The organism is Streptomyces sp. NPDC048516, from assembly GCF_043199875.1.
GTDB lineage: Bacteria > Actinomycetota > Actinomycetes > Streptomycetales > Streptomycetaceae > Streptomyces.
In genome coordinates this window covers 179,830-204,214 of record NZ_JBICWS010000005.1, presented here as the reverse complement: position 1 = coordinate 204,214, position 24,385 = coordinate 179,830, and the positions used below count along the sequence as shown (strand labels likewise).

The following is a 24,385-nucleotide window of genomic DNA, read 5'->3' as shown; positions in this document are numbered from 1 at the left end:
GCAGAAGCACAGGTGAGCAGCGAGCACGCAGCCGAGGACAACCAGCAGGTGTGGGACGTCGTGGTGGTGGGCGCGGGGCCCGCGGGCGCCTCCGCCGCGCATGCCGCGGCCTGTACAGGACGCCGGGTGCTGCTCCTGGAGAAGGCGGCACTCCCGCGCTACAAGACCTGCGGAGGCGGCATCATCGGCCCCTCGCGAGATGCCCTGCCGCCCGGCTTCGAGCTGCCGCTGCGCGACCGGGTGCATGCGGTGACGTTCTCGCTGAACGGCCGGCTGACCCGCACCCGCCGTTCCAAGAGCATGCTGTTCGGGCTGATCAACCGGCCCGACTTCGATGCGCGGCTGGTCGAGTCGGCCCAGGAGGCGGGCGCGAGGGTCCGTACGGGCGTCACGGTCTCGCGGGTGGAGCAGCACGGCGCCGAGGTGCCGGACCGGCGGACCGTCGCGGTGGTGCTGGGCGACGGCGAGGTGGTGCTGGCCCGCGCCGTGGTGGGTGCGGACGGCAGTGCCGGACGGATAGGAGCCCATGTCGGGGTGAAGGTCGACCAGGTCGACCTTGGCCTGGAGGCGGAGATTCCGGTACCGGCGCCGGTCGCCGAGGACTGGGCGGGCCGGGTGCTCATCGACTGGGGCCCGATCCCCGGCAGCTACGGCTGGGTCTTCCCCAAGGGCGACACGCTGACCGTCGGCGTCATCTCCGCGCGGGGCGAGGGGGCCGCGACCAAGCGCTATCTGGAGGACTTCATCGGCCGGCTGGGCCTCGCCGGTTTCGAGCCGAGCATTTCGTCCGGGCACCTGACGCGCTGTCGCGCCGAGGACTCCCCGCTGTCCCGGGGCCGGGTACTGGTGTGCGGTGACGCGGCCGGGCTGCTGGAGCCGTGGACACGGGAGGGCATCTCCTTCGCGCTGCGGTCGGGGCGGCTCGCGGGGGAGTGGGCGGTGCGCGTCTCCGAGGCGCATGACGCGGTGGACGCCCGCCGGCAGGCACTCAATTACGCCTTCGCCATCAAGGCGGGCCTCGGAGTGGAGATGGGCGTGGGGCGGCAGATGCTCAAGGTCTTCTCGCGCCGGCCCGGCCTGCTGCACGCCGCGATCACCGGCTTCCGCCCGGCCTGGCAGGCCTTTGCGAAGATCACCCGCGGGACGACCACGCTGGCCGAGATCGTCCGCACCCATTCGATGGCGCGCCGGGCGCTGGAGGCGATGAACCGGGGATGAGGCAGGGGTGAGGCAGGGGTGAGGCAGGGGTGTGGTGAGGCAGTGGTGAGGCGGGGCCCGGCCGTCGGCCGGTGGCGGCGCGGAGGCGCTGTCGGCCCCCGTCGCCGGCCGCGGGCCGAGGCGCCCTCCGTCCCTCCCGGCCCGTATCCCCGGCGTACTCCCCCGGGAGTACGCCGGAGCACCGCGCCGGGCTGACGCCGCCGGCCCCCGCCGCGGTCTAGCGTGACGGCATGGAGAACGCATGGCCGCCGTGGGCGCGGCGCGGCCTCGGGCCCGAGCGTGAGCGGTGCCCTGTGCCGCCGGCCGGGGAACCGGCGCCCTCGACCGGGGAACCGGCGCCCCCGACCGGGAAGTCAGGGAGCTGGTCCGGCACGCGGCTGCCATGGGTCTCGACGCTCGCCGTCACGGCCGTCGTGATGGTCGGCTCCGGCTTCGCCGGGCATGACCAGCCGGGCCGTGTCCCGCTGGACGCCTTCGCCCGCGTGCTGCTGTTCGCCGGAGCGGCCCTGCTGCTCTTCCGGCACCGCTGCCCGCGCACCGTCGCCCTGGGCACCGCCCTCGCCACCGCGGTCTACCTCGCGGCCGGTTATCCGTACGGACCGGTCTTCCTCACCCTCGCCCTCGGGGCCTTCGCGGCGATCGTCACCGGGCATCGCAAGGTCGCCTGGTGCGCACTGGGCGGGGTATGGGTCTGGCACCTCCTGGTCGTTCACTGGCTCTACCGCCGGCTGCCGCCCTCGCATGACGGGCCCGCCTCCTGGGAGCAGGAGTTCTTCGTTCTCGCCTGGGTGGTGGCCGTGGCGGCCCTGTCCGAGCTGGTACGGGTGCGCCGCGAGCAGCTGGCGAAGGCGCGGGCCGAGCGGGCGGCGGCGGAACGGCGCCGGGCGGACGAGGAGCGGCTGCGGATCGCCCGTGAGCTGCACGACGTCCTCGCCCACAGCATCTCCGTGATCAACGTGCAGGCGGGCGTCGGCCTGGCGCTGCTCGACACCGACCCGGAGCAGGCGCGGTCCGCGCTGACCACCATCAAGGGCGCGAGCAAGGAAGCGCTCGGCGAGGTCCGCCAGGTCCTCGACACCCTGCGCACCCCGGGGGACGCCCCGCGCTCCCCGGCCCCCGGGCTGGACCGGCTGCCCGAACTCACCGAGCAGGCCGCAGGCGCCGGCCTCGCCGTGGAGGTCATCACGGAGGGTGCCCCCGCCACCCTGGCGCCCGGCACCGACCTCGCCGCCTTCCGCATCGTCCAGGAGGCGCTGACCAACATCATTCGGCATTCCGGCTCGCGTACCGCCCGGGTGCTGCTCGTCCATACGCCCGGAGCGCTTCAGATCCGGGTCGACGACGACGGCCCGGCGACCGCCGCCGCGGACGGGCCGGCCGGCGGCGGCAACGGTCTGGTCGGGATGCGGGAGCGTGCCGCAGCCCTGGGCGGCAGCGTGGAGGCGGGCCCGCGCCCGGACGGCGGCTTCCGGGTGCGGGCCCGTATCCCGCTGCCCGGGACGCACGACCGGGGCCGGTCCCCGGATACGGATACGGTGACCCCGGCCGCCACCGAGGAGGAGTCGTGATCCGGGTACTGCTCGCCGACGACCAGCTGCTGGTCCGGGCCGGGTTCAAGGTGCTGTTGGACGCCCAGCCCGGTATCGAGGTGGTCGCCGAGGCCGCGGACGGGCAGCAGGCGCTGGCGGCCGTCCGTGAACACCGCCCGGACATCGTCCTGATGGACATCCGGATGCCGGTGGTGGACGGCCTGGCCGCCACCCGCCGTATCACCGGGGACCCGCGGCTGCCGGAGGTGAAGGTCGTCATGCTGACCACCTTCGAGCTGGACGAGTACGTCTTCGAGGCGATCCGCTCCGGTGCCTCCGGCTTCCTGGTCAAGGACACCGAACCGGAGGAGCTGGTGCGGGCCGTGCGCGCGGTCGTGGCCGGCGACGCGCTGCTCTCGCCCGGTGTCACCCGCCGCCTCATCGCCGAGTTCGCGGCCCGCTCCAAGGAGCCGGCCGTGTCCGATGCCCTGTCCGCCCTGACCGACCGTGAGCGCGAGGTGATGGCCCTGGTCGGCATCGGTCTCTCCAATGAGGAGATCGCCCGCCGGCTGGTCGTCAGCCCGCTCACCGCCAAGACGCATGTCAGCCGCACCATGGTCAAACTGGGCGCCCGTGACCGCGCCCAACTGGTCGTGCTGGCCTATGAGTCGGGGTTGGTGCGGCCCGGCTGGCTGGGCTGAATCCAGACGACGTCCCCGGGGGACGGACCGGCCCCCGGCCGGCCGGGCAGACGCCGGAGCACCCGCACCACCTGGACGCAGCACAGCCCCCCGCCGAGCGCAGCGCTCACCGCGAGCCACGGTCCGCGCCACGAGGCCGGCACCGGACCCCACAGAACCGCGCTGCCCAGCACCCCGAACCCTGAAGCACCCACGAAGGCGCCACTGACCAGGGCAAACATGATCTCGACGGTGACCGCGTCGCGCTCGGCCTGCGTACGGCTGGGTGACATACCGGCAGTCTCCCAGGGGGCACCGCCTGTGGGTCCTGCCTGCCGTCCGCCCGCTGCACAGAAGCTCTCCGCCTTCCGAACGTCATGTCGTGGGTCGACCTGAGCAGGCGTGGACTCCGGAACCCGGTGCTGACGGGGTCTTCGGCTTGCCTCAAGGGGCGGTACAACCCGGTCCCATCGGGCGAATCGGGGGCGCCTGTGCCGCAGGGCCGGTGGGGTTGAAGTACAGCCGGACGCTCAGCCCCAGTAGCGCTGCGCCGACGGAGGCCGGCACCGCGCCGATGAGCTGCAGTTGGCGGCCGCGTCCCGCGGAATCCGACAGCCGTGGCCACCACATCCGGACGAACCACAGCCCCCGCCGCGGTGAAGGCGGCGCCCAGGGCAGTGAAAGCCGGATGGCGGTGGTCGGCCGGTGTGGTCGTGCCTCATCGCAACGGTGCCCACCGCTGAGCCCGGACTGCGTGAGCTCGACATGGCCCCTAAATCGCCGCGCGCATCAGCGCGTACGCCATGGAACGGCTGATGCGCGAAGCCCGGCTGGGCCGGCGCACCGGGGGAAGGCGCATGACGGGTGGACGCAGGGGCACACGGCATGCGAGGCCGTGCCGCCGTCCGCAGCAGCCGCATGACCGGGTGAGGACGCCTCTCAGATCCCGGAGCGCTCCCGCCACAGGCGGGCCAGCGTCTCGTCACCGGTGATGGTTATCGCGTCCCACGGCAGACGGTTCCACAGCGCGAGATACAGCTCCTCCGCCGGGCCCTCGATCGTGCAGTCCGCCGGCTTGCCGGTGTCCGGCCCGGCGCCGTCGGCCTCCGCGGCGGTACGCACCGTGTGCGGCGGCGCGTCGGAGAGCCGGACGGTCCAGTCGGCGCCGGGTGCGTTCGTCGCGCGCAGCCGCAGGGTCCGGGGGACGTCCGACCGGACCTTGCTGCGGTCACCGCCGTGAAAGCCCGTCAGGAGTTCATCGATCCCGTCGGCCGCGAAGGCGGACGGGAGGGGGGTGAGGGAGGCACCGAGCGCCTGCTGTGCGTCCACGCGGTGCACCGAGGTCTCGTGCGCCTGGCGCCGGGCCCAGAACGCGAGGGGCGAGGGAGCGGGGAGGAAGGTCCAGGCCGCGAGGTCCTGCGGGGCGGAGTGCAGCGCCAGGACGAGGTGGTGATGGCCCTCGCGCAGCCAGGCCACGAGGTCGTCGTCGGCCAGGTCCGGAGCCTCGGGGGGACGGCCGGGCTGCTGTACGCCCTGGGTCACGAACTCCGTCGCCCAGCGGTGGATCCGGCCGATGTGGGTGACCAGATCCCGCATCTGCCACTCGGGACAGGCCGGAATACGGGCATCCGGCCCCGCCTCCTCGGCGGCGTCGGCGAGCAGGCTTCCGTCCAGTCGCAGCGATTCGACGAACTCAGTGATCTCCATGGTCAGAAGTGTGCCAGCCGCCACTGACAACGGGCCCGCGCGGGTCCGGGCGGCGGCAGGGCGCACGCGGGGAGCGGGCGGGCGGCCGTGCCTGCCCGTGCGGGTGCGCCGGCCGGTTCACGGCCGTCCGGTGCGGTGCGCCCCGCGGGTGGCGTACGCGATGACCGCGGCGACCGCGGCCAGCAGCGCCACCGTCGTCAGGGCGGCCGGCAGGCCGGCAGCCTCGGCGAGGAACCCGATGGCGGGCGGGCCGAGCAGCATGCCGCCGTAGCCGACCGTAGAAGCTACGGCGACCCCGTCCGGGCCGCCGCTCTCGCCGGCCCGGGCAATGGCGATCGGGAAGATGTTGGCGAGCCCCAGGCCCGCTACGGCGAAGCCGGCGCAGGCCGCCCCGGCCGAGGGGGCGAGCGCGCCGAACAGCATGCCGGCGGTCGCGGTCGTCCCGCCCGCGATCAGCGCCCGCGCCGCGCCGAAGCGCTGCACGAGCGTGGTCCCGGACAGCCGGCCCACGGTCATCGCCAGCGCGAACACGGCATATCCGGCGGCGGCCGTGCCCGGTCCGGCGCCCAGGTCCTGGGAGAGGTGCAGCGCGCCCCAGTCGGCCATGGCCCCCTCGCCGTACGCGGTGCACAGCGCGATCAGCCCGAAGACCAGCACCAGGCGGCGGCCGCGGCCCGCCCGGTCGTGCCGCGGCCGGCTCTCCTGCTCCGCCGGCAGCCGCTCGGGGACGGCCGGGGCCGGGTGTGCGCGCAGCGCGTTCCCCGCAACGGCCGTCACCAGCAGTCCGATCGCGGCGAGCAGCAGCAGATGGGCGGTGGGGGAGAGGCCGCCCGCGATCAGCCCGCCGAGGCCCGCGCCGAGCATGCCGCCGAGGCTGAAGGCGGCGTGGAAGCTGGACATCACGGGGCGCCGGAGAGCACTGATGAGGTCGACCGCGGCGCTGTTCATCGCGACGTTGAGCGAGCCGTACGCCGCGCCGAACACCAGCAGCACCAGTCCCAGTGCGGTCGCCGAGCGGGTGAGCGGCGGCAGCACGATGCTCAGCGCGAGGGCGGCCGCGGAGGCGGTCGTCACGGCGTGGCTGCCGAACCGACGGCACAGCCTGCCGGTGATCATCATGAAGGCGACCGCACCGGCCGACACGCCGAGCAGTGCGAGTCCGAGGGTGCCCGCACCCGCGCCGGTCTGTGCCTTGATCGCGGGGATCCGGACCACCCAGCCGGCGAAGAGGAAGCCGTCCATGGCGAAGAAGGCCGTGAGGGCGATGCGGAGGCGGGTCAGGTGCGGATCGGCGGGAGGAGCGGGGGCCAGGTCCTTCGTCAGGGCCGCCCGTGTTTTGTTTAGTGTCGGCACAAAGCCAGAATAGGGGGGTGACCCAGACTCGGACAACCAGGCTGGAGCGGGGCCGTGGCGCCCTCGGACCCGCACTGGAGCTCGTACACACCGGACGCGCGCCCACCCGTGCCGTCCTGACCTCCGAACTCGGCGTGACCCGCGCGACCGCGGGGGCGGTGGCCGCCGAGCTCGAAGCGCTCGGCCTGATCACCGTCGACTCCCGGCCGACCGCCTCGGCCGGCTCCCAGGGGCGCCCCTCCCACCGGCTGTTCGTCGCCGAGAGGGGACCGGTCGTGCTCGCGGCGCAGATCCACGCCGACGGCTTCCGGGTCGCGCTGGTGGGCCTCGGCGGCCGCATCGTGGCGACCTCGACCGGCTGCGGCACCATCCCCGCCGACCCGGCGCATGTCCTCGCCGACGTGGTCGCGGCCGGCTCGGACCTGCTGCGCGAGACCGGGAGGCGCTGCCTCGGCGCCGGCCTCGCGGTGCCCTCCGCGGTCGCCGAACCGGACGGTGAGGCCCTTGCGCCGCTCCACCTCGCCTGGCCTTCCGGCGCCCCCGTACGCGCGCTCTTCCTGCGCGCGCTGGCCGACGCCGGCATCCCGGGAGTCACCGGAGCGATCGGCTTCACCGGCAACGACGTCAACCTCATGGCGCTCGCCGAACACCGGCACGGTGTCGGACGGGGTGCCCGCGATCTGCTCTGTGTGGCGTCCGGCCACCGGGGTGTCGGCGGGGCGCTGGTGCTGGACGGCCGTCTGCACAGCGGCAGTTCGGGCCTGGCGCTGGAGGTCGGGCATCTGACGGTCAACCCCGAGGGGGCGCCCTGCCACTGCGGCAGCCGCGGCTGCCTGGACGTCGAGGCGGACCCGCTCGCCTTCCTCGGCGCCGCAGGACGCGAACCGGGCCCCGAGGTCTCCCTGCTCCAGCAGGCCGCCGACCTGCTGCGGGACGAGTACGCCGACCCGGGCGTCCGCTCCGCCGCCGATCTCCTCATCGACCGCCTCGGACTCGGCCTGGCCGGACTCGTCAACATCCTCAACCCCGACCGCATCGTCCTCGGCGGCCTGCACCGCGCCCTGCTGGAGGCCGATCCGGAGCGGCTGCGCGCGGTGGTCGCCGACCGCAGCCTGTGGGGCCGCAGCGGTGGGGTGCCGATCCTGCCCTGCACCCTCGACCACAACAGCCTGGTCGGCGCGGCGGAGTTGGCCTGGCAGCCGGTTCTGGACGATCCGCTGGTCGTTCTCGACCGGTAGCGGGGCGGCGGCGCGACGGCATGGCGGCACGGGGCACGGCGGCGCGGGGGCATGAGGGACGGCGGGGCTCGGGACCGGGAGCCGGAGGCCGGGGGCCGGGGTCGCGGTGGGCGGACGGTTTCCGCCTGCTTGCGGGCCCGGTGCGGGCCCAGGCGCGGGCTCCGGTGCGGCCTTCGATGCAGTGGGAGGGGCGGGCTGCCTGTGCCCTGCTCCTCAAGGCGCAGCGCCCTGCCGTCGTCCGGCCGTCGTCCTAGGCTGTGGCCATGATTCCCGAAGCGGTCGCGCGCAGTCCTTACGTCAGCCTCGTTACGTACCGCAAGAACGGGACACCGGTGGCCACCCCGGTGTGGGCGGTGGCCGAGGGGGAGGAACTACTGGTGTGGACGCGGGACGACAGCTGGAAGGTGAAGCGGCTGCGCAACGACGGCCGGGTGACCGTCACCCCGTGCGATGTCCGGGGCCGGATCGCCGAGGGTACGCAGAGCGTCGAAGGCACCGGCCGGCTCCTGGAGGGGAAGGGCGAACTCGGCCGGGTGCGCCGGGCGATGGCGGGCAAATACGGGCTGCGCTTCCGGCTGATGGACAGCGTCGGTGCGCTGGTCCGCGGCGGGAAGCGGCCGCATGTGGGGATCTCGGTCACGCTGTAGACGCCCGCCGCGCTTCCCGGCCTTTGCGCGGGTCCCGCGGGACCCGCGGGACCCGCGTCCAGTCGGCGGCGAAGGCGCGGGCCGGGTTCGCCGTCAGGAACCGTGCCACCAGGTCCTTTCCCAGGACGACTTCGAGACGTTCCCGGTGACGGCGCAGCAGATGGGGCATGCCGGGGCCGCCGTTCACCGACCGGGCGCCGGCCGTCGTGGTGTCGCCGCCCAGCAGGATCCGCTCGCCGAAGCCCGCCTCGGCGAGCGCGGCCAGCGCCTCGGGGAGGCGCCAGTCGGTCGCGTGATGGGCCCGCGAAGGACCGTCGAACGCCAGATACGCACCGGCCTCCGCGGCCGCCCGGTGGACGACGAGGTCCGGTGAGCGGTTGAGGTGGCCGAGGATCACCCGGTCCGGCGGGACCGCCAACTCGCCGCAGAGCAGCTCGAGTACGTCCAGGGCCCCGGTGCCCAGCTCCAGATGGACGCCGATGACCGCGCCGGTCGCCCGCTGGGCCTCGGCGGCCGCCGCCATGGTGTACCGGGCATGCGCGTCCAGACCGTGGAATCCTCCGGCGACCTTGATCATCCCGGCGCGCGGGCCGGTGCCGCCGATCCCTTCGGTCAGTTCGGCGACGAACAGTTCGGCCGCCCAGGAGCGAAGGCGTTCCAGCACCTCAGGTGCGTAGTGGGCCGCCTGGTGCAGCCCGGTGGCCGCGACGATGTGCACTCCCGATTCCCGTGCCAGCCGGGGTAGCTCGGCGGCGCCCCGCCCCATGCCGTACGGCGTCCACTGGATCACCGACGTACCGCCGGCCGCGTGGAAGGCGCGCAGCTCGGCTGCCGCGGCCCCGAAGTCGTCCAGTTCCTGGCCCGGCAACTGCGGGCTGCGCAGGAAGAGATGGTCGTGTGCGTCACAGACGCCGAGAGCGGCGGGGGCGATGTCGCCGAGGACCGTACGGACGGCTGGGGCGGTGTCGCCGAGGGGCGTAGGGACGGTGGGGGCGGTGTCGCCGAAGGCCATATGGCCGGCAGGGCCTGTGCCGCCGGGGGCCGTACGGCCGTTGGGCTCGGCCGCTTCGTCCGACGGGGCCCCGTTCACCACTGCCGTCCCGTGCCGAGCCGGCCGGTGCCCGGGGTGGACAGATGCAGCACCTTGTAACGGTCCCCGGCGGACCGGGGGGAGTCGTGCGCCCAGAGGGTGAAGTGGACCAGCTCCCAGTGCCGTGGGTCCAGGGCCAGCGCGGTGGTGTGCACGCCGTTTGTCGTGGCCAGCTCCTCGTGCCCGGCAACCGCACGGGCGATGACGGTGGCGGCGTCGGCGTCCTCGGCGAGCGTCTCCGTCCGCCGGGTGAAGGCGCGGGGCGGGGCGTCGGCGGCCGGGCCGGGGCGGTGGAAGAGCCCCTGCCAGTGCTGGACGACGGGCCGTCCGAAGTCGCGGACCACCCCGCGGAATCCCTCACCCAGGAGGAAGCGGTTCATGGCCTCGGGATCGGCCCAGAGGTAGAACGGCGCGTACTGGTTGACCGGTGAGCCGTCGACCCCGCGCTCCCGGACGCCGTACGCCTTGAGGCCGAGTCCGGCGAAGTCGTCCAGGAGGTGGCCCCTGGACTTCACCCGGTGCCGGATGATCCGCATGTCGTAGTCGGCGGGCAAGGTGATCGCGTACTGCATGGCGTGCATGACGGACTCCGTACGGTGCGGGGGAGGGGCGCTCAGCGGGCGGTGTCCGTGCCGGGCGTGACCTGTGTGGCGAGGAGGGACAGCACGCCCCGTACGGCCGCGTCGAAGGGCGCGGTGTCATCGGCGGCGCGGGCCAGGACGTAGCCGCCCTGGACGACGGCCGCGACGGTCGCCGCGGTGGCCGACGGGTCCAGTCCGGGGGGCAGTTCGCCCCGCTGCTGCCCCTCGGTGAGGACTTCGCCGATCCGGCCCTGGAGCCAGCCGAACATCTCGTCCAGCGGCTGCCGCAGCTCGGCGCTGCGCACCACATCGCGGTCCTGCGTCATCCGGCCGACCGGGCAGCCGCGCAGCACCTCCCGCTCGCGCAGCAGATAGCCCGCGACCCGGTCGTACGCCGTGCCGGGGGCGCTCAGGCACTCCTCGGCGGTCGCCCGCATGCCCTCTGCGGTGCGCCGGATCGCCGCCAGCGCGAGGCCGGACTTGCCGGTGAAATGGTGGTACATGCTGCCCTGGCCGACGCCCGCGCGCTCCAGGATCGCCTTGGGGCTGGTGCCGACGTACCCGCGCTCCCACAGCAGCTCCTGGGTGCTCCGCACGAGGCGTTCCTGCGTGCTGGGAGTGGCGTGAGTGCCGGGTGACGCCTGTCTGCCGAGCGAATCCTGAGTGCTCATGGCGGCACTGTACATACCAGTAGTTACAGAGCACAAGAGGGGGAGCCGCGCCCGGAGCGGGGTACGTGCGGCCGAGCGGTCGGAGCAGGCGGAGGCAGGCCGGAGCAGACGGGGTCAGGCCGGAGCAGGCGGAGGCGGGGCGCCTTGTGTACTCCCTGCGTCGTACGGAAGGAGCCGCTGGCCGTACGACGACCGGCGGCCTCCCGAGGGCGAGGCTCGAAGGAGACCGGAACCCCGGTCTTCCCCGGCGCCGGGAGCCCCGGCGCACCTTCCGTCGAGGAGCTGATCGTGATGTTCGAGCTCGCCGAACCCTGGACCGGTGGCGGCCCTGGCCCGGGCCCCTGGATCCTGTTCGTTCCCGTCCTCTGGGTGCTGGTCATCGTCGGCGTGGTGACGCTGCTGCGCCGCACCGGGCGGCGCCACGGCGGACCCGGCGGGCGGTTCCACGGCCCGCAGTACTCCGCCTCCGCCTCCGCCGACGTGCCCTCACCCCTCGCCGTTCTCGGCAGGCGCTTCGCCTCGGGCGAGATCGACGAGGAGGAGTACTGGCGCCGGCTCTCCGTTCTGGAGGAGCACTTCGGTGCCGGCCCCAAGGGACGCGCGGCATGACGTCAGCAAGGGACGCGCGGCATGACGGCAGCGGGTCCACCGTGGGCCCGGCCCGTCAGCCGACCTTCGTGCCCCGTGTCCGCGAGCGCGGACCGGTCGCCGTACCGGCTGCCGCACCGGTGTCCTCCAGCGGCAGGGGCTCCAGATAGCCGCGGACCGTAAGGGCCTCTTCGGGGGCGGCGGTCAGGGCCGGAAGAGTGAACCACACGACCTTGCCGCCGCCGTCCGGGCGCGTTCCCCAGCTCTCGCTGAGCGCCGCGATCAGCGCCAGGCCGCGACCACAGGTCTCCCAGCTCTCCGCGACCCGGATCCGCGGCAGCCGTGGATCCTCGTCATGCACCGAGACCGTCAACTGATCAAGAAGAACGCGCAGTTCCACGGTGCACTGCTTGCTGGGTCGGGCGTGCCGGTGGACATTGGCGAGGAGTTCGGTCACGCCGAGCGCCGCCGGGTCTATCAAGGCGTCGAGGCGCCAGTACCGCAGCTGCGCGGAGACGATTCTGCGCACATGTCCGATGCGAGCCGGAACGGCTTGGAGCTCCACCGTGCAGTGCCTGCTGGGCTGCCTGATCACGACCGCGACTCCCTGATGAGGCCGGGCGCCCCTCTCACCGGGCAGGGGCGAAGATCGGATCCAGCGATGCCGGCTGCACCATAACTGCACCACAACGTCACCGCTGGTGAACCCTCAGTGATACGAGTCCAGGGTCGGTCAGCCGGTGCGCTCCCGCAACCGCACCTCCGCGTCCGGAGGGCCCCGTCAGGTGCGTTGCGGCCGCGCCGCCTCCAGGGCTTTGAAGAACAGTTCCGGGGTGCCCAGGGTGAGCGAATAGCGGTGGCCGTTGAGCGTGGCGAGCGCCCGGTCCCGCGCCGCGAACAGCGGTTTATGAGCCTGTACGGCCTGCAGCGGGGCGCTGTCGATCTCCGTGCCGTAGCTGGTCAGCAGCGCCAGCCTGCCGTCCGAGATGACGACCTGTCCGGCGCGGGTCAAGGATCGCAGCCATCGCTCGATCCGTACGCCGGTCGCGTTGAACTCAGGTTCCGCCATGCCGGCACCTCCTCGGTGAGACGGGCAGTTGCCCTCCACCGCCCCTTGGGGGGAAGTCTGCCGGTGCGGCGTCCGTCGCACCAGTGCCCCTGGCGCGCACGGTGCGCCACGGCCCCGCCCCACGGCCTCCTTGGGGTATCCCAAAGTGATGTTTATGCAGGTGAGAAGGGTGCGGACGGTGGTTATAGTCGGAGTCGGCCCGCTGTTGTGTGCGGGTCTTCGAACCCCAGAGGAGCGCGCCGGTGAGCACCGCACAGCAGCCGCAGAGCCGGCCCGACCAGGAGGCCGTGGCCGGTACCCCGATCCCGACCGAGGCCGTGGCCGGTTCCCCGGCGTCCGACGGGCCTGTCGCCGGGGCGGTCGCCGGGACCCCGATGCCGACCGTGGACGGCGACCGCACGGATCCGGCCTACCGAAGCTGGCTCAAAGAAGCCGTCCGCAAGGTCCAGGCGGATGCCAACCGCACCGCCGACACCCACCTCCTGCGCTTCCCGCTGCCGGAGGAGTGGGGCATCGACCTCTACCTCAAGGACGAGTCGACGCACCCCACCGGAAGCCTCAAGCACCGACTGGCCCGCTCGCTGTTCCTCTATGGGCTGTGCAACGGCTGGATCCGCCCCGGGAAGCCCGTCATCGAGTCCTCCAGCGGCTCCACGGCCGTGTCCGAGGCGTACTTCGCCTCGCTCATCGGAGTGCCGTTCATCGCGGTGATGCCGGCCACCACCAGCCGCGAGAAGACCCGGCTGATCGAGTTCCACGGCGGCACCTGCCATCTGGTGCAGGACCCGCGGACCGTGTACGAGGTCTCCGCCCGGCTCGCCGCGGAATCCGGCGGGCATTACATGGACCAGTTCACCTACGCGGAACGGGCCACGGACTGGCGCGGCAACAACAACATCGCCGAGTCGATCTACCAGCAGCTGCGGCTCGAGCGCTATCCCGAGCCCGCCTGGATCGTGGCGACCGCGGGCACCGGCGGCACCTCCGCGACCATCGCCCGCTATGTCCACTACATGCAGTACGACACCCGCGTCTGCGTCCCCGACCCGGAGAACTCCTGTTTCTTCGACGGCTGGCTCACCGGCGACGCCAAGACCGACTGCGCCACCGCCTCCCGCATCGAGGGCATCGGGCGGCCCCGTATGGAACCGAGCTTCGTGCCCGGCGCGATAGACCGGATGATGAAGGTGCCGGACGCGGCCAGCATCGCCGCCGTACGCGCCCTGGAGACCGCGATCGGCCGCAAGGCGGGCGGCTCGACCGGCACGGGGCTGTGGAGCGCCCTGAAGATCGTCGCGGAGATGGTCGCCGAAGGCCGCCGGGGATCGGTCGTCACCCTGCTGTGCGACCCCGGTGACCGCTACCTCGACAAGTACTACTCCGACGACTGGCTGGCCTCCCAGGGGCTGGACATCACGCCTTACGCACGCACCCTCGACACGTTCCTGGCCACCGGCTCCTGGCCCGTCTGAGGGCAGGGCGGCGGCGTCCGCCGGTCCGAGCCCGTGGTGCGGAATCCACGCCGGGGCCGCGTCAGGCTCTGGCGAGCCTGCGGTCCAGGGCCCGCGCCGACTCCCTGAAGGCGCGGCCCAGGCCGGGCCTGGCCAGTGTCAGCAGGAAGCGGAACGGCGCCGGGCCGTCCGCCGCGAACATCCACCGCAGCCGGGTACCGCCGTCCGTGGGCGTCAGCCGCCAGTCCTCCAACAGGGCCCGCAGGCCCGGGGCGTTGGTGGTGTCGACCCGGTAGGCGTAGTGCGCGCCGGGCTCGGCCGCCAGGACCGTCTCCGTGAAGCGGGTGCCGCCGGTCAGCCGCACCTCCCGGCCCCGGCCGCCGTGTGCCGGCGCCGACCGTGCCACGCCCGTGAACCAGCACGACCAGCCCGCCACGTCGTCCGCCAGCGCCGCATACACCGCCTCCGGCGGCGCGGCGACCTCAGCGGTGAACACCAGCCGCAGCGGGGCGGATTCGGCGAAGTCGAGCTCGACGGGACGGAGTCGGCGTGCCATGGTACGAGCACCCCCTACGGGACGGTCGGCGGGCCTGCGTCGCTCACGATAGCTGACGGTATGTCAACTGTCTGTGGCGGCCGACGGTTCACCGGCCACCACCAGCTCCGGTGGCAGCTCGGCGAACTCCGCGCGCGCCTCGGCGGACAGCCCGGCATCCGTCACCAGCGCCTCCACCTGATCCAGCGTCGCGAACGAACTCAGCCCGACCGTGCCCCACTTGGTGTGATCGGCGACCACCACCACCCGGCGCGCGGACCGCACGAAATGGCGGTTGGTCTCCGCCTCCGCCAGGTTCGGCGTCGACAGCCCCGCCTCCACCGATATGCCGTGCACCCCGAGGAAGAGCACATCGAAGTGCAGGGACCGGATCGCGGCGTCCGCCACCGGACCCACCAGGGTGTCCGACGGCGTACGCACTCCGCCGGTCAGCACCACGGTCGCGGCGCCCGCCCGGGGGCCCGCGCCGCCGCTGGCCGCCGCCCGCTGCGCGCCGTAGAACACATCGGCCACCCGTACCGAATTCGTCACCACCGTCAGATCGGGTACGTCCAGCAACTGCTGTGCCAGCGCGAACGCGGTCGTGCCGCCCGCCAGCGCGATCGCGCTGCCCGGTGCCGCCATCTCGGCCGCCGCCTTGGCGATGTCCTCCTTGGCGCTCAGCTCCAGCGCCGACTTCACCTCGAAGCCGGGCTCGTGCGCGCTCGGCTCGCTGACCGGTACCGCGCCGCCGTGCACCTTCTCCACCAGGCCCTGGCGGGCCAGGGCGTCCAGATCACGGCGGACCGTCATGTCCGAGACGTTCAGCTTGCGGGTGAGTTCATTGACCCGCACCCCTCCGCGCCGCCTGATCTCGTCGAGAATCAGGGCCCGCCGCTGCTCCGCGAGGAGGTTCTGGTTGTCGCTCACCCCGGCCCGTCCCTTCCGCCCCGGCTCGTTGTGCCGGGTCGTACGCGCTGGCTGCCGCCTGCGATCACTGGTGCCCTCATCCTCGCACGAGGTACTGACAGCGATGCTGATGACGGGGGAGGCGAGGGCCGGTGGCCGGAGGCCGGTGGCCGGTGTGGGGGCTGGATGTGCTCCGCGGGGGAAGAGACAATCCGGGGGCGCGCATCCGGCGCCGCACGGCAGTGCGCACCGCCGCACCGCACAGCGCTCCGCCGCACCGCACGGCGCCGCACCGCACCCATGCGAGGCACGACCTCGGAGCACGACCTCAGAGCACGCTTTCAGGCACGACGTCCGAGCACGACGACGGGGGACAACAGTGGAGACCGCGGACCCGACACCGCACGCGCGCCCAACGGACCATGAGAGCACCGCAGACGGGCCGCCGCCCGCCGCACCGCCGCACCTCTCCCTGGAGCTGCTGGTGCACGGCGTCGGCGGCACCACCGCACAGGAGATGCTCGGCGACCCGCGCGTCCAACTGATCACCGGCGACGACACCGCCGCCTGCTACCGCCGCACGGACGACGCGGACGCCGAGCAGCGGCCCGACGACTACCGCGGCGAGCCGGTCCGTGAGGCGTACTGCTGGTCCAACCTCACCTCGGGCAACGGAGCCCGTGCCCTGTGGCTGCTCCTGGTGCCCTTCATGGTCGCCAACCTCGCCCACTGGATGCGCCCGGCCGCCCCGCCCGAGCACCCGGCCCAGCGGCTCTACGACCTTCTGGTCCGCATCCTCGCCCTCACCCTCACCGTTCTGCTCGCCGCCGCGGCCTGCGAGGTCGCCCTCGACCTCACCGCCTGGCAGTGCGCCGGCACCACCGTCTGCTCCGCGGACAAATCCTGGATGGGCTTCCTCAGCCCCGACAACTTTGGCTGGTGGAGCGCCCCGGGCCGCCGTCTCGCGCTGGCCTCCATGGTGCCGCTGCTCGTCATCGGCTTCCTGTGGTGGCTCTCGCGCCGTACGTGGAGCGCCTACGAGTCCGCCTCGCCGCCGCCCCGGAGGCCCGGCACCTCCCGCGACACCCCGGTCGCCGAGCGCACCGCGCTCAGCCTCGACGGCTTCTGGTACGGCCGCCGGCTGGTCGCCCGGCTGCGCGCCGCCCACACCACGGCCGGCGTGCTGACCATCGCCGCCGTCCTCCTCGGCGCCGGCGCACAGACCGACGGGCACGGCGGCGACACCGCCCTCGCGGTCACCGGCCGGGCCCTGACCGCCGTGGTCATCCTGCTCGCGGCCGCCACCGTCGTGGTTGTGTGGCGCACCGCCCGCAGCGAGGCCGTACCGGACAACGAGTCCGACCATCTGGTCGTGCGGGCGCTGCCGTTCGCCGCCCTCGGTGCGCTGGCGCTGATCGTCGTGCACACCGGCTGGGCGCGCCCCGGAGCCCACAGTCACGGTGCCCTGCCCGGTGCCGCCGCCTTCGGCGGGATCGCCGTGTTCCAGGGCCTGTTGGTCCTCGCGCTGGCGCTGACCGCCTGGGTCCTGCAGCGCTCCGCCCCCGACGACGCCCGGACCGCCCTGTGCGGCATGGGCGGGCCCGCCGTCGCCCTGCTGGCCTGTGCGGTCGGCGGGGTGCTGTCCGGGGGAGTGGCGCAGCGGTTCGCGGACTGGCTGGACGGCGGGGCGACGCCCGGCCAGGACCACGCTCCCATCCCCGGGCCGCCGGTGCTGCTGTCCTGGCAGGCCTCGGTCATCCCCGTCCTGCTGGTGGTCGTCGCGATCGTGGTCGTGCTCGCCGCCGTCCGCGTGGTGATCGTCGGCGGCCGGGTGGCCAAGGACGTCCCCGGGCTCTACGACCCCCGCGAGCATCCCGACGAGCGCCGTACGAAGCGGATCGCGGGCACCATCGCCGGCGCCGGACTCACCGACTCCGCACCGGTCCTGGTCGCGGCCACCGCCGCCGTCACCCTCGTCCTCGGCGCCGGCGCGGTGGCCGGCGCCTGGCTCAGCGACCGGGCGCCGGGCCGCGCCACCGAGGGCGCGCCGCCGGTCGTGCACGCCGCCGCCGAGACCGCGGAATCCCTGGGCTCCTGGCTGATGAGCGCCGGCGTCATACTGCTGATCACCATGGGGCGGCGCGCCTACCGCGACCACTCGGCCCGCCGCACCATCGGCATCCTCTGGGACGTCGGCACGTTCTGGCCGCGCGCCGCCCACCCCTTCGCACCGCCCTGCTACGCCGAGCGCGCCGTTCCCGACCTCACCTGGCGGATGGCCACCTGGACCGAGCGGTTCGACGGCCGGCTGGTGCTCTCCGGGCATTCCCAGGGGAGTGTGCTGGCGGCCGCCGCCGTCTGGCAGCTGGACCTGGTCACCCGCAGCCGGGTCGCGCTGCTGACGTACGGCAGTCCCCTGGAACGGCTCTACGGACGCTGGTTCCCGGCCTTCTTCGGGCCGCCCGCGCTGACCGGACTGCACCGTCAGATGGACGACTGGCGCAACCTGTGGCGCTTCACCGACCCCATCGGCGGCCCGATCCGGCTCACCTGCGACGACGGCCGCCGGATCGACGAGGGCCCGCTGCGCGACCCGCTCGCCTTCGGCCGTACCCTGCAGAACCCGCTGCCCGCCCAGATCCTGGGCCACGGCGACTACCAGGCGGACCCGGTCTTCGGCCGGGTGCGCGCCGAACTGATCGCCCGGCTCGGTCCGGATCTGCCGGGACAGCGGCCCGCCGACGACTGTGCCGACGGCCGTCCCGCTCAGGGGAGTTCGGGCAGATCGTCCGCGTAGAGCAGGGAGAGGTCGTCGGTGCTCGGGGCGGGCAGCTCCGCCACCCGTCCCGCGTGCCGCTCGACCATCGCCTCGAAGGTCTGCCGCGCGGTACGGCCGTTGCCGAACGACGGCCCCTTGGGCAGCGCCGTGAAGTACTTCAGCAGCGCCTCGCCGGTCCCCTCGGCGAGGCGGTACTCATGCTCCTCGCCCTGCTGCTCGACGATCCGCAGCAATTCCTCGGGCGCATAGTCGCCGAAGGTGATGGTGCGGGAGAAACGGGACGCCACACCGGGGTTGACCGCCAGGAAGCGCTCCATCTCGGCGGTGTAGCCCGCCACGATGACCACCACGGCCTCCCGGTGGTCCTCCATCAGCTTCACCAGGGTGTCGATGGCCTCCCGCCCGAAGTCGCGTCCGGAGTCCTCGGGGGAGAGGGCGTAGGCCTCGTCGATGAACAGCACCCCGCCGCGTGCCCGGTCGAAGGCCTCCTGGGTGCGGATCGCCGTCGACCCGATGTGCTCGCCGACCAGGTCCACCCGGGACACCTCGACCAGATGCCCGCGCTCCAGCACCGCCAGGGACGCCAGGATCTCGCCGTACAGCCGCGCCACGGTGGTCTTGCCGGTGCCGGGGCTGCCGGTGAACACCAGGTGGCGGCGGACGGATGCGGCCTTCAGGCCCGCCTCCTGGCGCCGGCGCCCCACCTCGATCATGTTGATCAGGCTGCGGACCTCACGCTTGACGCTCTCCAGCCCCACCAGGGTGTCCAGCTCGCCCAGCACCTCGTCGGAGGGCCGGCTGCTGACGGCCGGTTCCGGGGCGGCCGGGGCGGCGGGCGGGACCTGTGCCGGGACGTTGCCCAGCAGCCCTGCCGTCTGCGTGGCCTGCTGCACCGCGGGGGCCGTCACCGCCCCGGCGGCCGGCGCCTGTACGGCGCGGCTCTCGTCGCTGGTGCAGTCCTGGACCGTCGGCCCGTCGCCCTGCCCGGCGCCGCCCTCGGCGAACTCGTAGCCGCCGCGCGCGCACCGCTCCGTACGGCACCGGGTCAGCGCCGTACGGCAGCCGTCGATCACATGGAAGCCGAACCCCGAACTCCCGGTGACCCGGCAGCCGTGGAAGGTCCCGCGGCCCTCCGCGGAGACGTAGAAGCCGGCCTCGGCCGGTGAACTGACCGTGCAGCCCTCGATGGTGGGGTCCGCGCCCTTGGTGACGATCACCCCGGTCTGCGCCCCGTCGATGGTGCAGTTGGCGAGCGTGCCGCCGCTGCCGTGGTCGCGGAACCACGCACCGGTCGCGGCGTCCCGGATCCGGCAGTCGTCGAGCTGTACGGTCGCCCCGTCGCTGACCGACACCGCGGTGTTGCGGACCTGGGCGAGGTCGCAGTCCACGACGTCGGCGCGAGAGCCCCGGTCCAGCACGAACAGGGCATCCGGCACATCGTGCACCCGCGTCGAGTCCAGCAGGGCGGTGGCGCCGTCGCTGACCCATACCGCCGGATAGTCGCCCGTACTGTCGTGGATCTCGCACTGGTTGGCGTCCACCCGCGTGCCCGGGTCCCATACGGACAGACCGTTGCGCCCGAAGTGCCGGACCGTGCTGCGGGTCAGCGTCAGCACCGAACGCGACCGCAGATCGACCGCGTTCTCCGGGATGTCGTGGATGTCGCAGTCGGCGAGCGTGAGCACCGCGTCGGTGTCCAGGGTGACGCCGTCGGCGGAGGTGCGGTGCACCGTGCAGTCGGTGAGGTGGCCGGTGGCCCGCGCGGCCACCTGGATCCCGGCGCCCTTGATCTCGTACAGCTCGCAGCCCACCGCCTCGACCGCGCTGCCCTCGCCGTTGACCGACAGGCCGGCGCCCGAGGCATGGTGGATCCGGCAGTTCTCCAGCCGCGGATGGGCCCCGCCGCGCACCGCCACCCCGGTCTGCCCGGCGGCCATCACCTCGCACTCCTCGAAGACGCCGCCCGCGCCGTCCAGGACGCTGATGCCCACCCCGCCCGCATTGTCGACCGTGCAGCGCCGCACCGTCGGGCGGGCGCCCCCGCGGACCTCGATCCCGGACGCCGAGCGGGTCACCACCCGCAGACCGGTCAGCTCCGGGGCGCCGTCCTCCACCAGCAGCGCGGGCGAGGCGGAGTCCGCCGCCTCCAGATGCAGATCGTGGACGGTGGCCGAGGCGCGTACCGTCAGCGCCACGCCGTCGGCCGGGGCGATCCGCACCGACCCGCGTGCCCCGTCCGGGCCGCGCAGGGTCACCGCGCGCACCAGCACCAGATTCTCGCGGTAGGTACCGGCAGGGATGGTCAGCACATCACCGTCCCCGGCGGCCTCCAGGGCGGCGGCGAGCGAGCTGTACTCCCCCGTGCGGCGTCGCCAACGCGACGTTCCGGAGTGCGTCACCTGGACCGAGCCCTGTGCCATGGCGCTGTCGTGCCCCCACCTCGTGCGGCTGTTGTCGGCCCGGCACCATCCGTCCGCGGATGTCCGCTTTCCGGTCTGCGGGGCCCCAGCCGAGAGGCTGGCGCCACCACCGTAGCGCGCCCGGCGGGCGGCAGTTGACACGGTCAGGCACCCCGGAAGGCGGCCTGATCAACTCCCCGCGCCGGCCCGGCCCCAGTCCTGTCCGGCGCGCTCCCACTCCTCGTCCCAGCGGCGGAAGCGATGCACCATCAGCTGCCAGACGACCATCCGCCGGGCACCCTCGATCATCATGCCGACGCCGGCCGCGGTGCCCAGACCGGCCAGTACCGCATGCGTGGCCGCCGTGTCGGCGTCCATCGGCCGCGGCACCACCCGGCCGCGGCCGTCCGTCCAGATCCGGAACCGCTCACCGGTCTCCACCGGGCGCGGAGCGGCGAGCTGCCCGATGTGCGCAGTGCCGTCCGGGGCCGTCCAGCGGGCGAGGACCCGGCGGTGCGCATCGCGCTGCGACGAGGTCTCGGGATCGGGGTCGAGCGGGGTCCGGGAGATCAGCCGGTCGACCGTGACCCACTCCAGATGCCGCTGCTGGTGCTGTATCCGTACGGTCGTCAGCAGCGCGCCGTGTGCGGCCCGTCCGGCGAACCAGCCCACGGAGGTCGCCCCGAGGACGATCAGCACGGCGGCGGCCAGCGCCGTCCAGGCCTCGATCCGATCGGTCCGGCGCCACAGCGGATTGCGCCGCCGGCGCCATACACCTCTCATCGCTCGCATCGTGCCCCCTCTCCGTGTCCGTGGATACCTCATCAGGGGTGGTCCATGCGAGAGTTCCGCGAAGAGCGAGCAACTTCACCCCGTACAAAGAGCGACAACCGGACGTATGGCACATGTCCCGGGGCGCTCACGGCGCGACCATGGCGGACAGCCGCGCGGGCCCGTCAGCCGAGTATCTCGAACGGGTCGCCGACCCGGATCGTGCCGGCCCCGCGGGGAATCAGATTGCGGCCGAAGACCAGCCGGTCACCGAAGCGGCGGTGCCGGGCGAGGGTGCGCAGCGGCTCCTTGCCGCGCTCGGCGGTGCACTGGTCGGTGGTGGTGACCACGCAGCGTGCGCTGGGCTCGGCCGCCTCGAAGACCACTGCGCCGATGCGGACCCGCCGCCAGTCGTCCTCCGCCCAGGGGGCGGTGCCGTCCACCACCACATTGGGCCGGAATCGGTTCATGGGCAGCGGTCCCTCGTCGGCGTGATCACCCTGCGCGACAAGGGAGTTGAGGGCATCCAGCGACGAGGTGGTCGTCAGCAGCAGCGGGAAGCCGTCGGCGAAGCTGACCGTGTCACCGGGCGCTCCCCAGTCCGGGGCAAGGGGCCGGCGCTTCTCCGGGGCGTCGAGATGCACCAGCCGGCACTCGGCGCCGAGATACCCGCCGAACCATGCATCCGCCGCCGGGCCGGCGGGCACCGCCTCGACCACGTCCTTCCAGACCTCGACCGGGATCGTCTCCCCGGAGACGGGCGCCTCGACCGTCAGCGGCTCCCTCCCGGGCGCGGTGCACCGCAGGCCGCCGCCCGGCAGCCCCTCGGCGTGCGCCAACGCGAGCGTCCGCTGCTGCCGTTGGGTGATCATCCTGCCCGCCGCGTCCACCAGCATCCAGCGTCGGTCCCCGGCGAGCCCCCACGGCTCCACGACCGCCTCGCCAGGACCGGGCCCCGCCAGTGCTTTGACCGGGTAGAGATGGATCGACTGGAGCGCAGGCTTCGGCATGCCATCCATCCTGCCAGCGGCCTCGGACAGTTGACCGACCGGCCGGGTCAGTACCCGCGCGGATACTGCCGGCCGTACGGATCGTCGTACGGCGAGGCGGGCCGGGGCGCGACCGGAGCGGCCGGACGCATCGCCTCGTACCCCGTGCCCATGGGCGGGCGCTGGGGCTGCTGCTGTTGCGGGGACGGATAGCCGCGGCCGCCCGTCTGCTGCGGGGCCTGGTAGCCGCGGCTGCCCGCCTGCTGCGGGATGTACGGCGCCGGAGCCTGCTGCAGCGGGGCGACCGGCTGCGCGGCGGCTCCCGGATAGCCCTGCGCGGGCGACGGGTAGGAGGGCGCGGCCGGAAGGGCCGGCAGCGCCGACGGGAGCGCCGGCAAATAGGACGAACCCGTCTCGTAAGGGGAGGGGTTCACCCGGATCGGGGCGATCTGCGGCGTACCACGTTCGGCGACGAGGCTGTCGTAGATCGGGGTGTCCGGGAAGGAAGGCGAAGCGTAGTAGCCGCCGTAGGTAGAGCGGGGGGACGTCATGCCTCATAAGTTAAGCCCACGATGTGCCGATTGGGGAGCCTGGAAAGAGGGTTGTTTTGCGTGTTCGGAGCGGCTCTGGAGCACCAATGGGAGCGAACTTGTGGAAATCGGTCGCGATCGCCCGTAGGGATCGTGTAAAGACCCCGCTTCTCGCAGGTGAACAAGGGGCGTTCGGAGCGGTTCGGGCCAAGTAGGTTGGAGGGGCCACCGGAGAGGGGGCGCGGCGGACGAGAGGAAGGCGCGGCGATGTCGATGCTCAAGGGCAGCAATGTTCCGGTCCCGGCCCCACAGGTCCGGGTGGAGCTGGGCTGGCAGGCCGCCCCGGGGACTTTGGACGTGGACGCCTCCGCCCTGCTTCTGGTGTCCGGAAAGGTCCGCGACGACGGAGACTTCGTCTTCTACAACCAGGCCGCGCACGCCTCCGGTGCCGTACGCCATGACGGCAAGCGCGCGTCCGGCGGCGCGATGACCGACTCCCTCACCGTGGCCCTGGCCTCGGTCGAACCCGCTGTCGACACGGTGGTGCTGGCAGCCTCCGCCGACGGCGGCCCTTTCGGGAGCGTCCCCGGCCTGCACATCCGGGTGCTGGACGCGGCGAGCGGCGCCGAGATCGCCCGCTTCGACAGCCGGGACGCCGGTTCCGAGACCGCCTTCGTGCTCGGCGAGCTCTACCGCCGCCAGGGCGCCTGGAAGTTCCGCGCGGTGGGGCAGGGGTACGACACCGGCCTCGCCGGACTGGCCACCGACTTCGGCATCAGCGTCGAGGAACCGGCGCCGCAACGGTCCGCGCCGCCCGCCCCGGCTCCCGCGCCGACCGCCATGGGCACTCCGCCGCCCGCGCCGCCCATGGCCCCGCCTGTGGCGCCCGGGCCCCCGATGCCCCCGCCGGGGCAGCCCGCGCCCGCACCGCCCGCCCCTCCCGTTCGTCTGACAAAAGTCACCCTCACGAAGGACGCCCCCGCCGTCTCCTTGACGAAGCAGGGCGGCACCTCCGGGGCGATGCGGGTGAACCTCAACTGGAGCGCGGGCTCGGCGGGCAAGCGACTCGGCAAGACGCTCGGCCGCAAGGCGATGCAGGCCATGGGCGCCCGCGGGTCGCTGCTGCCCCCGTCCGGCGAGCTCGACCTCGACCTGTGCGCGCTCTACGAACTCACCGACGGCGCCGCCGGTGTGGTCCACCCGCTCGGCAACAACTTCGGCGCCCTGCACGCCCCGCCGTTCATCCAGCTCGACGGCGACGACCGCACCGGCGCCGTCGCGGCCGGCGAGAACCTGACCATCAACCTCGATCATCAGGCACGCATCAAGCGCGTCCTGATCTTCGTCACCGTCTACGCCGGCGCCCGCAGTTTCGAGGGCCTGAGCGCCACCGTCACCCTCCAGCCCCAGCACGGTGCCCCGGTCGACTTCTCGCTCGACACCTGCACGGTGCCCTCCACAGTCTGCGCGCTCGCCCTGATCACCAACACCGGCAGCGAGCTCGTCGTCCAGCGCGAGGCCCGCTACCTCGTCCCCGAGCCCGGTGTCAGTCCGCAGCGCACCGTCGACCACGCCTACGGCTGGGGCCTGGACTGGTCACCTGCCCGCAAATGAGGGCGGGACCGGCGGGACCAGGGGGACCGGGGGACCG

At 73.4% G+C, this 24,385-nt stretch carries 23 protein-coding genes; 9 read left to right on the top strand and 14 right to left on the bottom strand.

Annotated elements, in window-relative coordinates; translation table 11 throughout:
- Window positions 1-12: 12 nt before the first annotated feature.
- From ACGFR7_RS12650 to ACGFR7_RS12640, 3 genes are all read left to right on the top strand, one after another.
- Window positions 13-1,218 carry a geranylgeranyl reductase family protein gene (locus ACGFR7_RS12650; protein ID WP_393316992.1) on the top strand — a complete coding sequence of 402 codons (1,206 nt, stop codon included), beginning with the start codon at window positions 13-15 and terminating at the stop codon, window positions 1,216-1,218.
- A gap of 230 nt (window positions 1,219-1,448) precedes the next feature.
- Complete coding sequence (locus ACGFR7_RS12645; RefSeq protein ID WP_393316989.1) at window positions 1,449-2,786, top strand: sensor histidine kinase; 1,338 nt, start codon at window positions 1,449-1,451, stop codon at window positions 2,784-2,786.
- Complete coding sequence (locus tag ACGFR7_RS12640; protein WP_393316986.1) at window positions 2,783-3,448, top strand: response regulator; 666 nt, start codon at window positions 2,783-2,785, stop codon at window positions 3,446-3,448. The genes ACGFR7_RS12645 and ACGFR7_RS12640 overlap by 4 nt, the downstream gene beginning before the upstream one ends.
- On the opposite strand, the gene ACGFR7_RS12635 is transcribed toward ACGFR7_RS12640, so the two are convergent.
- From ACGFR7_RS12635 to ACGFR7_RS12625, 3 genes are all read right to left on the bottom strand, one after another.
- Window positions 3,409-3,720, bottom strand: a complete 312-nt coding sequence (locus tag ACGFR7_RS12635) for a DUF6332 family protein (RefSeq protein WP_393316983.1) — start codon at window positions 3,718-3,720, stop codon at window positions 3,409-3,411. The two genes, ACGFR7_RS12640 and ACGFR7_RS12635, sit on opposite strands and share 40 nt — an antisense overlap.
- Window positions 3,721-4,366: 646 nt before the next feature.
- Entirely contained in the window at window positions 4,367-5,134 is a 768-nt protein-coding gene (locus ACGFR7_RS12630) for a maleylpyruvate isomerase family mycothiol-dependent enzyme (RefSeq protein WP_393316980.1), read from the bottom strand.
- A gap of 117 nt (window positions 5,135-5,251) precedes the next feature.
- A complete protein-coding gene (locus ACGFR7_RS12625; RefSeq protein WP_393316977.1) occupies window positions 5,252-6,487 on the bottom strand; it encodes an MFS transporter in 1,236 nt (411 codons plus the stop codon).
- Between the two features lie 17 nt (window positions 6,488-6,504).
- Here ACGFR7_RS12625 and ACGFR7_RS12620 point away from each other — a divergent pair, with 17 nt between their 5' ends.
- Together ACGFR7_RS12620 and ACGFR7_RS12615 are read left to right on the top strand one after the other, a co-directional pair.
- Complete coding sequence (locus ACGFR7_RS12620; RefSeq protein WP_393316975.1) at window positions 6,505-7,725, top strand: ROK family protein; 1,221 nt, start codon at window positions 6,505-6,507, stop codon at window positions 7,723-7,725.
- 263 nt (window positions 7,726-7,988) lie between these two features.
- Window positions 7,989-8,372, top strand: coding sequence for a PPOX class F420-dependent oxidoreductase (locus ACGFR7_RS12615; RefSeq protein ID WP_393316972.1), 384 nt, complete (start codon window positions 7,989-7,991; stop codon window positions 8,370-8,372).
- On the opposite strand, the gene ACGFR7_RS12610 is transcribed toward ACGFR7_RS12615, so the two are convergent.
- The 3 genes from ACGFR7_RS12610 to ACGFR7_RS12600 all read right to left on the bottom strand — a co-directional run bounded on the left by ACGFR7_RS12610 (window position 8,362) and on the right by ACGFR7_RS12600 (window position 10,714).
- Window positions 8,362-9,384, bottom strand: a complete 1,023-nt coding sequence (locus ACGFR7_RS12610) for a phosphotriesterase (protein ID WP_393317605.1) — start codon at window positions 9,382-9,384, stop codon at window positions 8,362-8,364. The two genes, ACGFR7_RS12615 and ACGFR7_RS12610, sit on opposite strands and share 11 nt — an antisense overlap.
- Window positions 9,385-9,458: 74 nt before the next feature.
- On the bottom strand, window positions 9,459-10,043 hold the full coding sequence (locus ACGFR7_RS12605; protein WP_393316969.1) for a DUF4865 family protein: 585 nt from the start codon (window positions 10,041-10,043) through the stop codon (window positions 9,459-9,461).
- A 32-nt stretch (window positions 10,044-10,075) separates the two neighbouring features.
- The gene (locus ACGFR7_RS12600; protein ID WP_393316966.1) at window positions 10,076-10,714 is read right to left on the bottom strand and encodes a TetR/AcrR family transcriptional regulator; all 639 of its coding nucleotides are present in this window, start codon (window positions 10,712-10,714) and stop codon (window positions 10,076-10,078) included.
- A gap of 291 nt (window positions 10,715-11,005) precedes the next feature.
- Here ACGFR7_RS12600 and ACGFR7_RS12595 point away from each other — a divergent pair, with 291 nt between their 5' ends.
- Window positions 11,006-11,323, top strand: a complete 318-nt coding sequence (locus ACGFR7_RS12595) for an SHOCT domain-containing protein (RefSeq protein WP_393317602.1) — start codon at window positions 11,006-11,008, stop codon at window positions 11,321-11,323.
- Window positions 11,324-11,378: 55 nt separating this feature from the next.
- On the opposite strand, the gene ACGFR7_RS12590 is transcribed toward ACGFR7_RS12595, so the two are convergent.
- Together ACGFR7_RS12590 and ACGFR7_RS12585 are read right to left on the bottom strand one after the other, a co-directional pair.
- A complete protein-coding gene (locus ACGFR7_RS12590; RefSeq protein WP_393316964.1) occupies window positions 11,379-11,897 on the bottom strand; it encodes an ATP-binding protein in 519 nt (172 codons plus the stop codon).
- A gap of 186 nt (window positions 11,898-12,083) precedes the next feature.
- A complete protein-coding gene (locus tag ACGFR7_RS12585; protein WP_393316961.1) occupies window positions 12,084-12,371 on the bottom strand; it encodes a hypothetical protein in 288 nt (95 codons plus the stop codon).
- A gap of 242 nt (window positions 12,372-12,613) precedes the next feature.
- Here ACGFR7_RS12585 and ACGFR7_RS12580 point away from each other — a divergent pair, with 242 nt between their 5' ends.
- Complete coding sequence (locus ACGFR7_RS12580) at window positions 12,614-13,843, top strand: PLP-dependent cysteine synthase family protein (protein WP_393316958.1); 1,230 nt, start codon at window positions 12,614-12,616, stop codon at window positions 13,841-13,843.
- Between the two features lie 61 nt (window positions 13,844-13,904).
- On the opposite strand, the gene ACGFR7_RS12575 is transcribed toward ACGFR7_RS12580, so the two are convergent.
- The gene (locus ACGFR7_RS12575; RefSeq protein ID WP_393316955.1) at window positions 13,905-14,378 is read right to left on the bottom strand and encodes an SRPBCC family protein; all 474 of its coding nucleotides are present in this window, start codon (window positions 14,376-14,378) and stop codon (window positions 13,905-13,907) included.
- A 63-nt stretch (window positions 14,379-14,441) separates the two neighbouring features.
- The gene (locus ACGFR7_RS12570) at window positions 14,442-15,287 is read right to left on the bottom strand and encodes a DeoR/GlpR family DNA-binding transcription regulator (RefSeq protein ID WP_393316952.1); all 846 of its coding nucleotides are present in this window, start codon (window positions 15,285-15,287) and stop codon (window positions 14,442-14,444) included.
- Between the two features lie 358 nt (window positions 15,288-15,645).
- Here ACGFR7_RS12570 and ACGFR7_RS12565 point away from each other — a divergent pair, with 358 nt between their 5' ends.
- Window positions 15,646-18,063 (top strand): hypothetical protein, encoded by a 2,418-nt coding sequence (locus ACGFR7_RS12565; RefSeq protein ID WP_393316949.1) that lies wholly within the window; start codon window positions 15,646-15,648, stop codon window positions 18,061-18,063.
- Here the strand turns inward: ACGFR7_RS12565 and ACGFR7_RS12560 are convergent.
- The 4 genes from ACGFR7_RS12560 to ACGFR7_RS12545 form a co-directional block, all read right to left on the bottom strand.
- Window positions 18,033-20,465 (bottom strand): right-handed parallel beta-helix repeat-containing protein, encoded by a 2,433-nt coding sequence (locus ACGFR7_RS12560; protein WP_393316947.1) that lies wholly within the window; start codon window positions 20,463-20,465, stop codon window positions 18,033-18,035. The two genes, ACGFR7_RS12565 and ACGFR7_RS12560, sit on opposite strands and share 31 nt — an antisense overlap.
- A 168-nt stretch (window positions 20,466-20,633) precedes the next feature.
- Window positions 20,634-21,227, bottom strand: coding sequence for a hypothetical protein (locus ACGFR7_RS12555; RefSeq protein ID WP_393316944.1), 594 nt, complete (start codon window positions 21,225-21,227; stop codon window positions 20,634-20,636).
- 173 nt (window positions 21,228-21,400) lie between these two features.
- Window positions 21,401-22,225 (bottom strand): MOSC domain-containing protein, encoded by an 825-nt coding sequence (locus ACGFR7_RS12550; protein WP_393316941.1) that lies wholly within the window; start codon window positions 22,223-22,225, stop codon window positions 21,401-21,403.
- 47 nt (window positions 22,226-22,272) lie between these two features.
- Window positions 22,273-22,755: a DUF6643 family protein gene (locus ACGFR7_RS12545; RefSeq protein WP_393316939.1), complete on the bottom strand. Its 483-nt coding sequence runs from the start codon at window positions 22,753-22,755 to the stop codon at window positions 22,273-22,275.
- A 246-nt stretch (window positions 22,756-23,001) separates the two neighbouring features.
- On the opposite strand from ACGFR7_RS12545, the gene ACGFR7_RS12540 reads away from it, so the two are divergent.
- On the top strand, window positions 23,002-24,348 hold the full coding sequence (locus tag ACGFR7_RS12540; RefSeq protein ID WP_393316936.1) for a TerD family protein: 1,347 nt from the start codon (window positions 23,002-23,004) through the stop codon (window positions 24,346-24,348).
- Window positions 24,349-24,385: the final 37 nt, after the last annotated feature.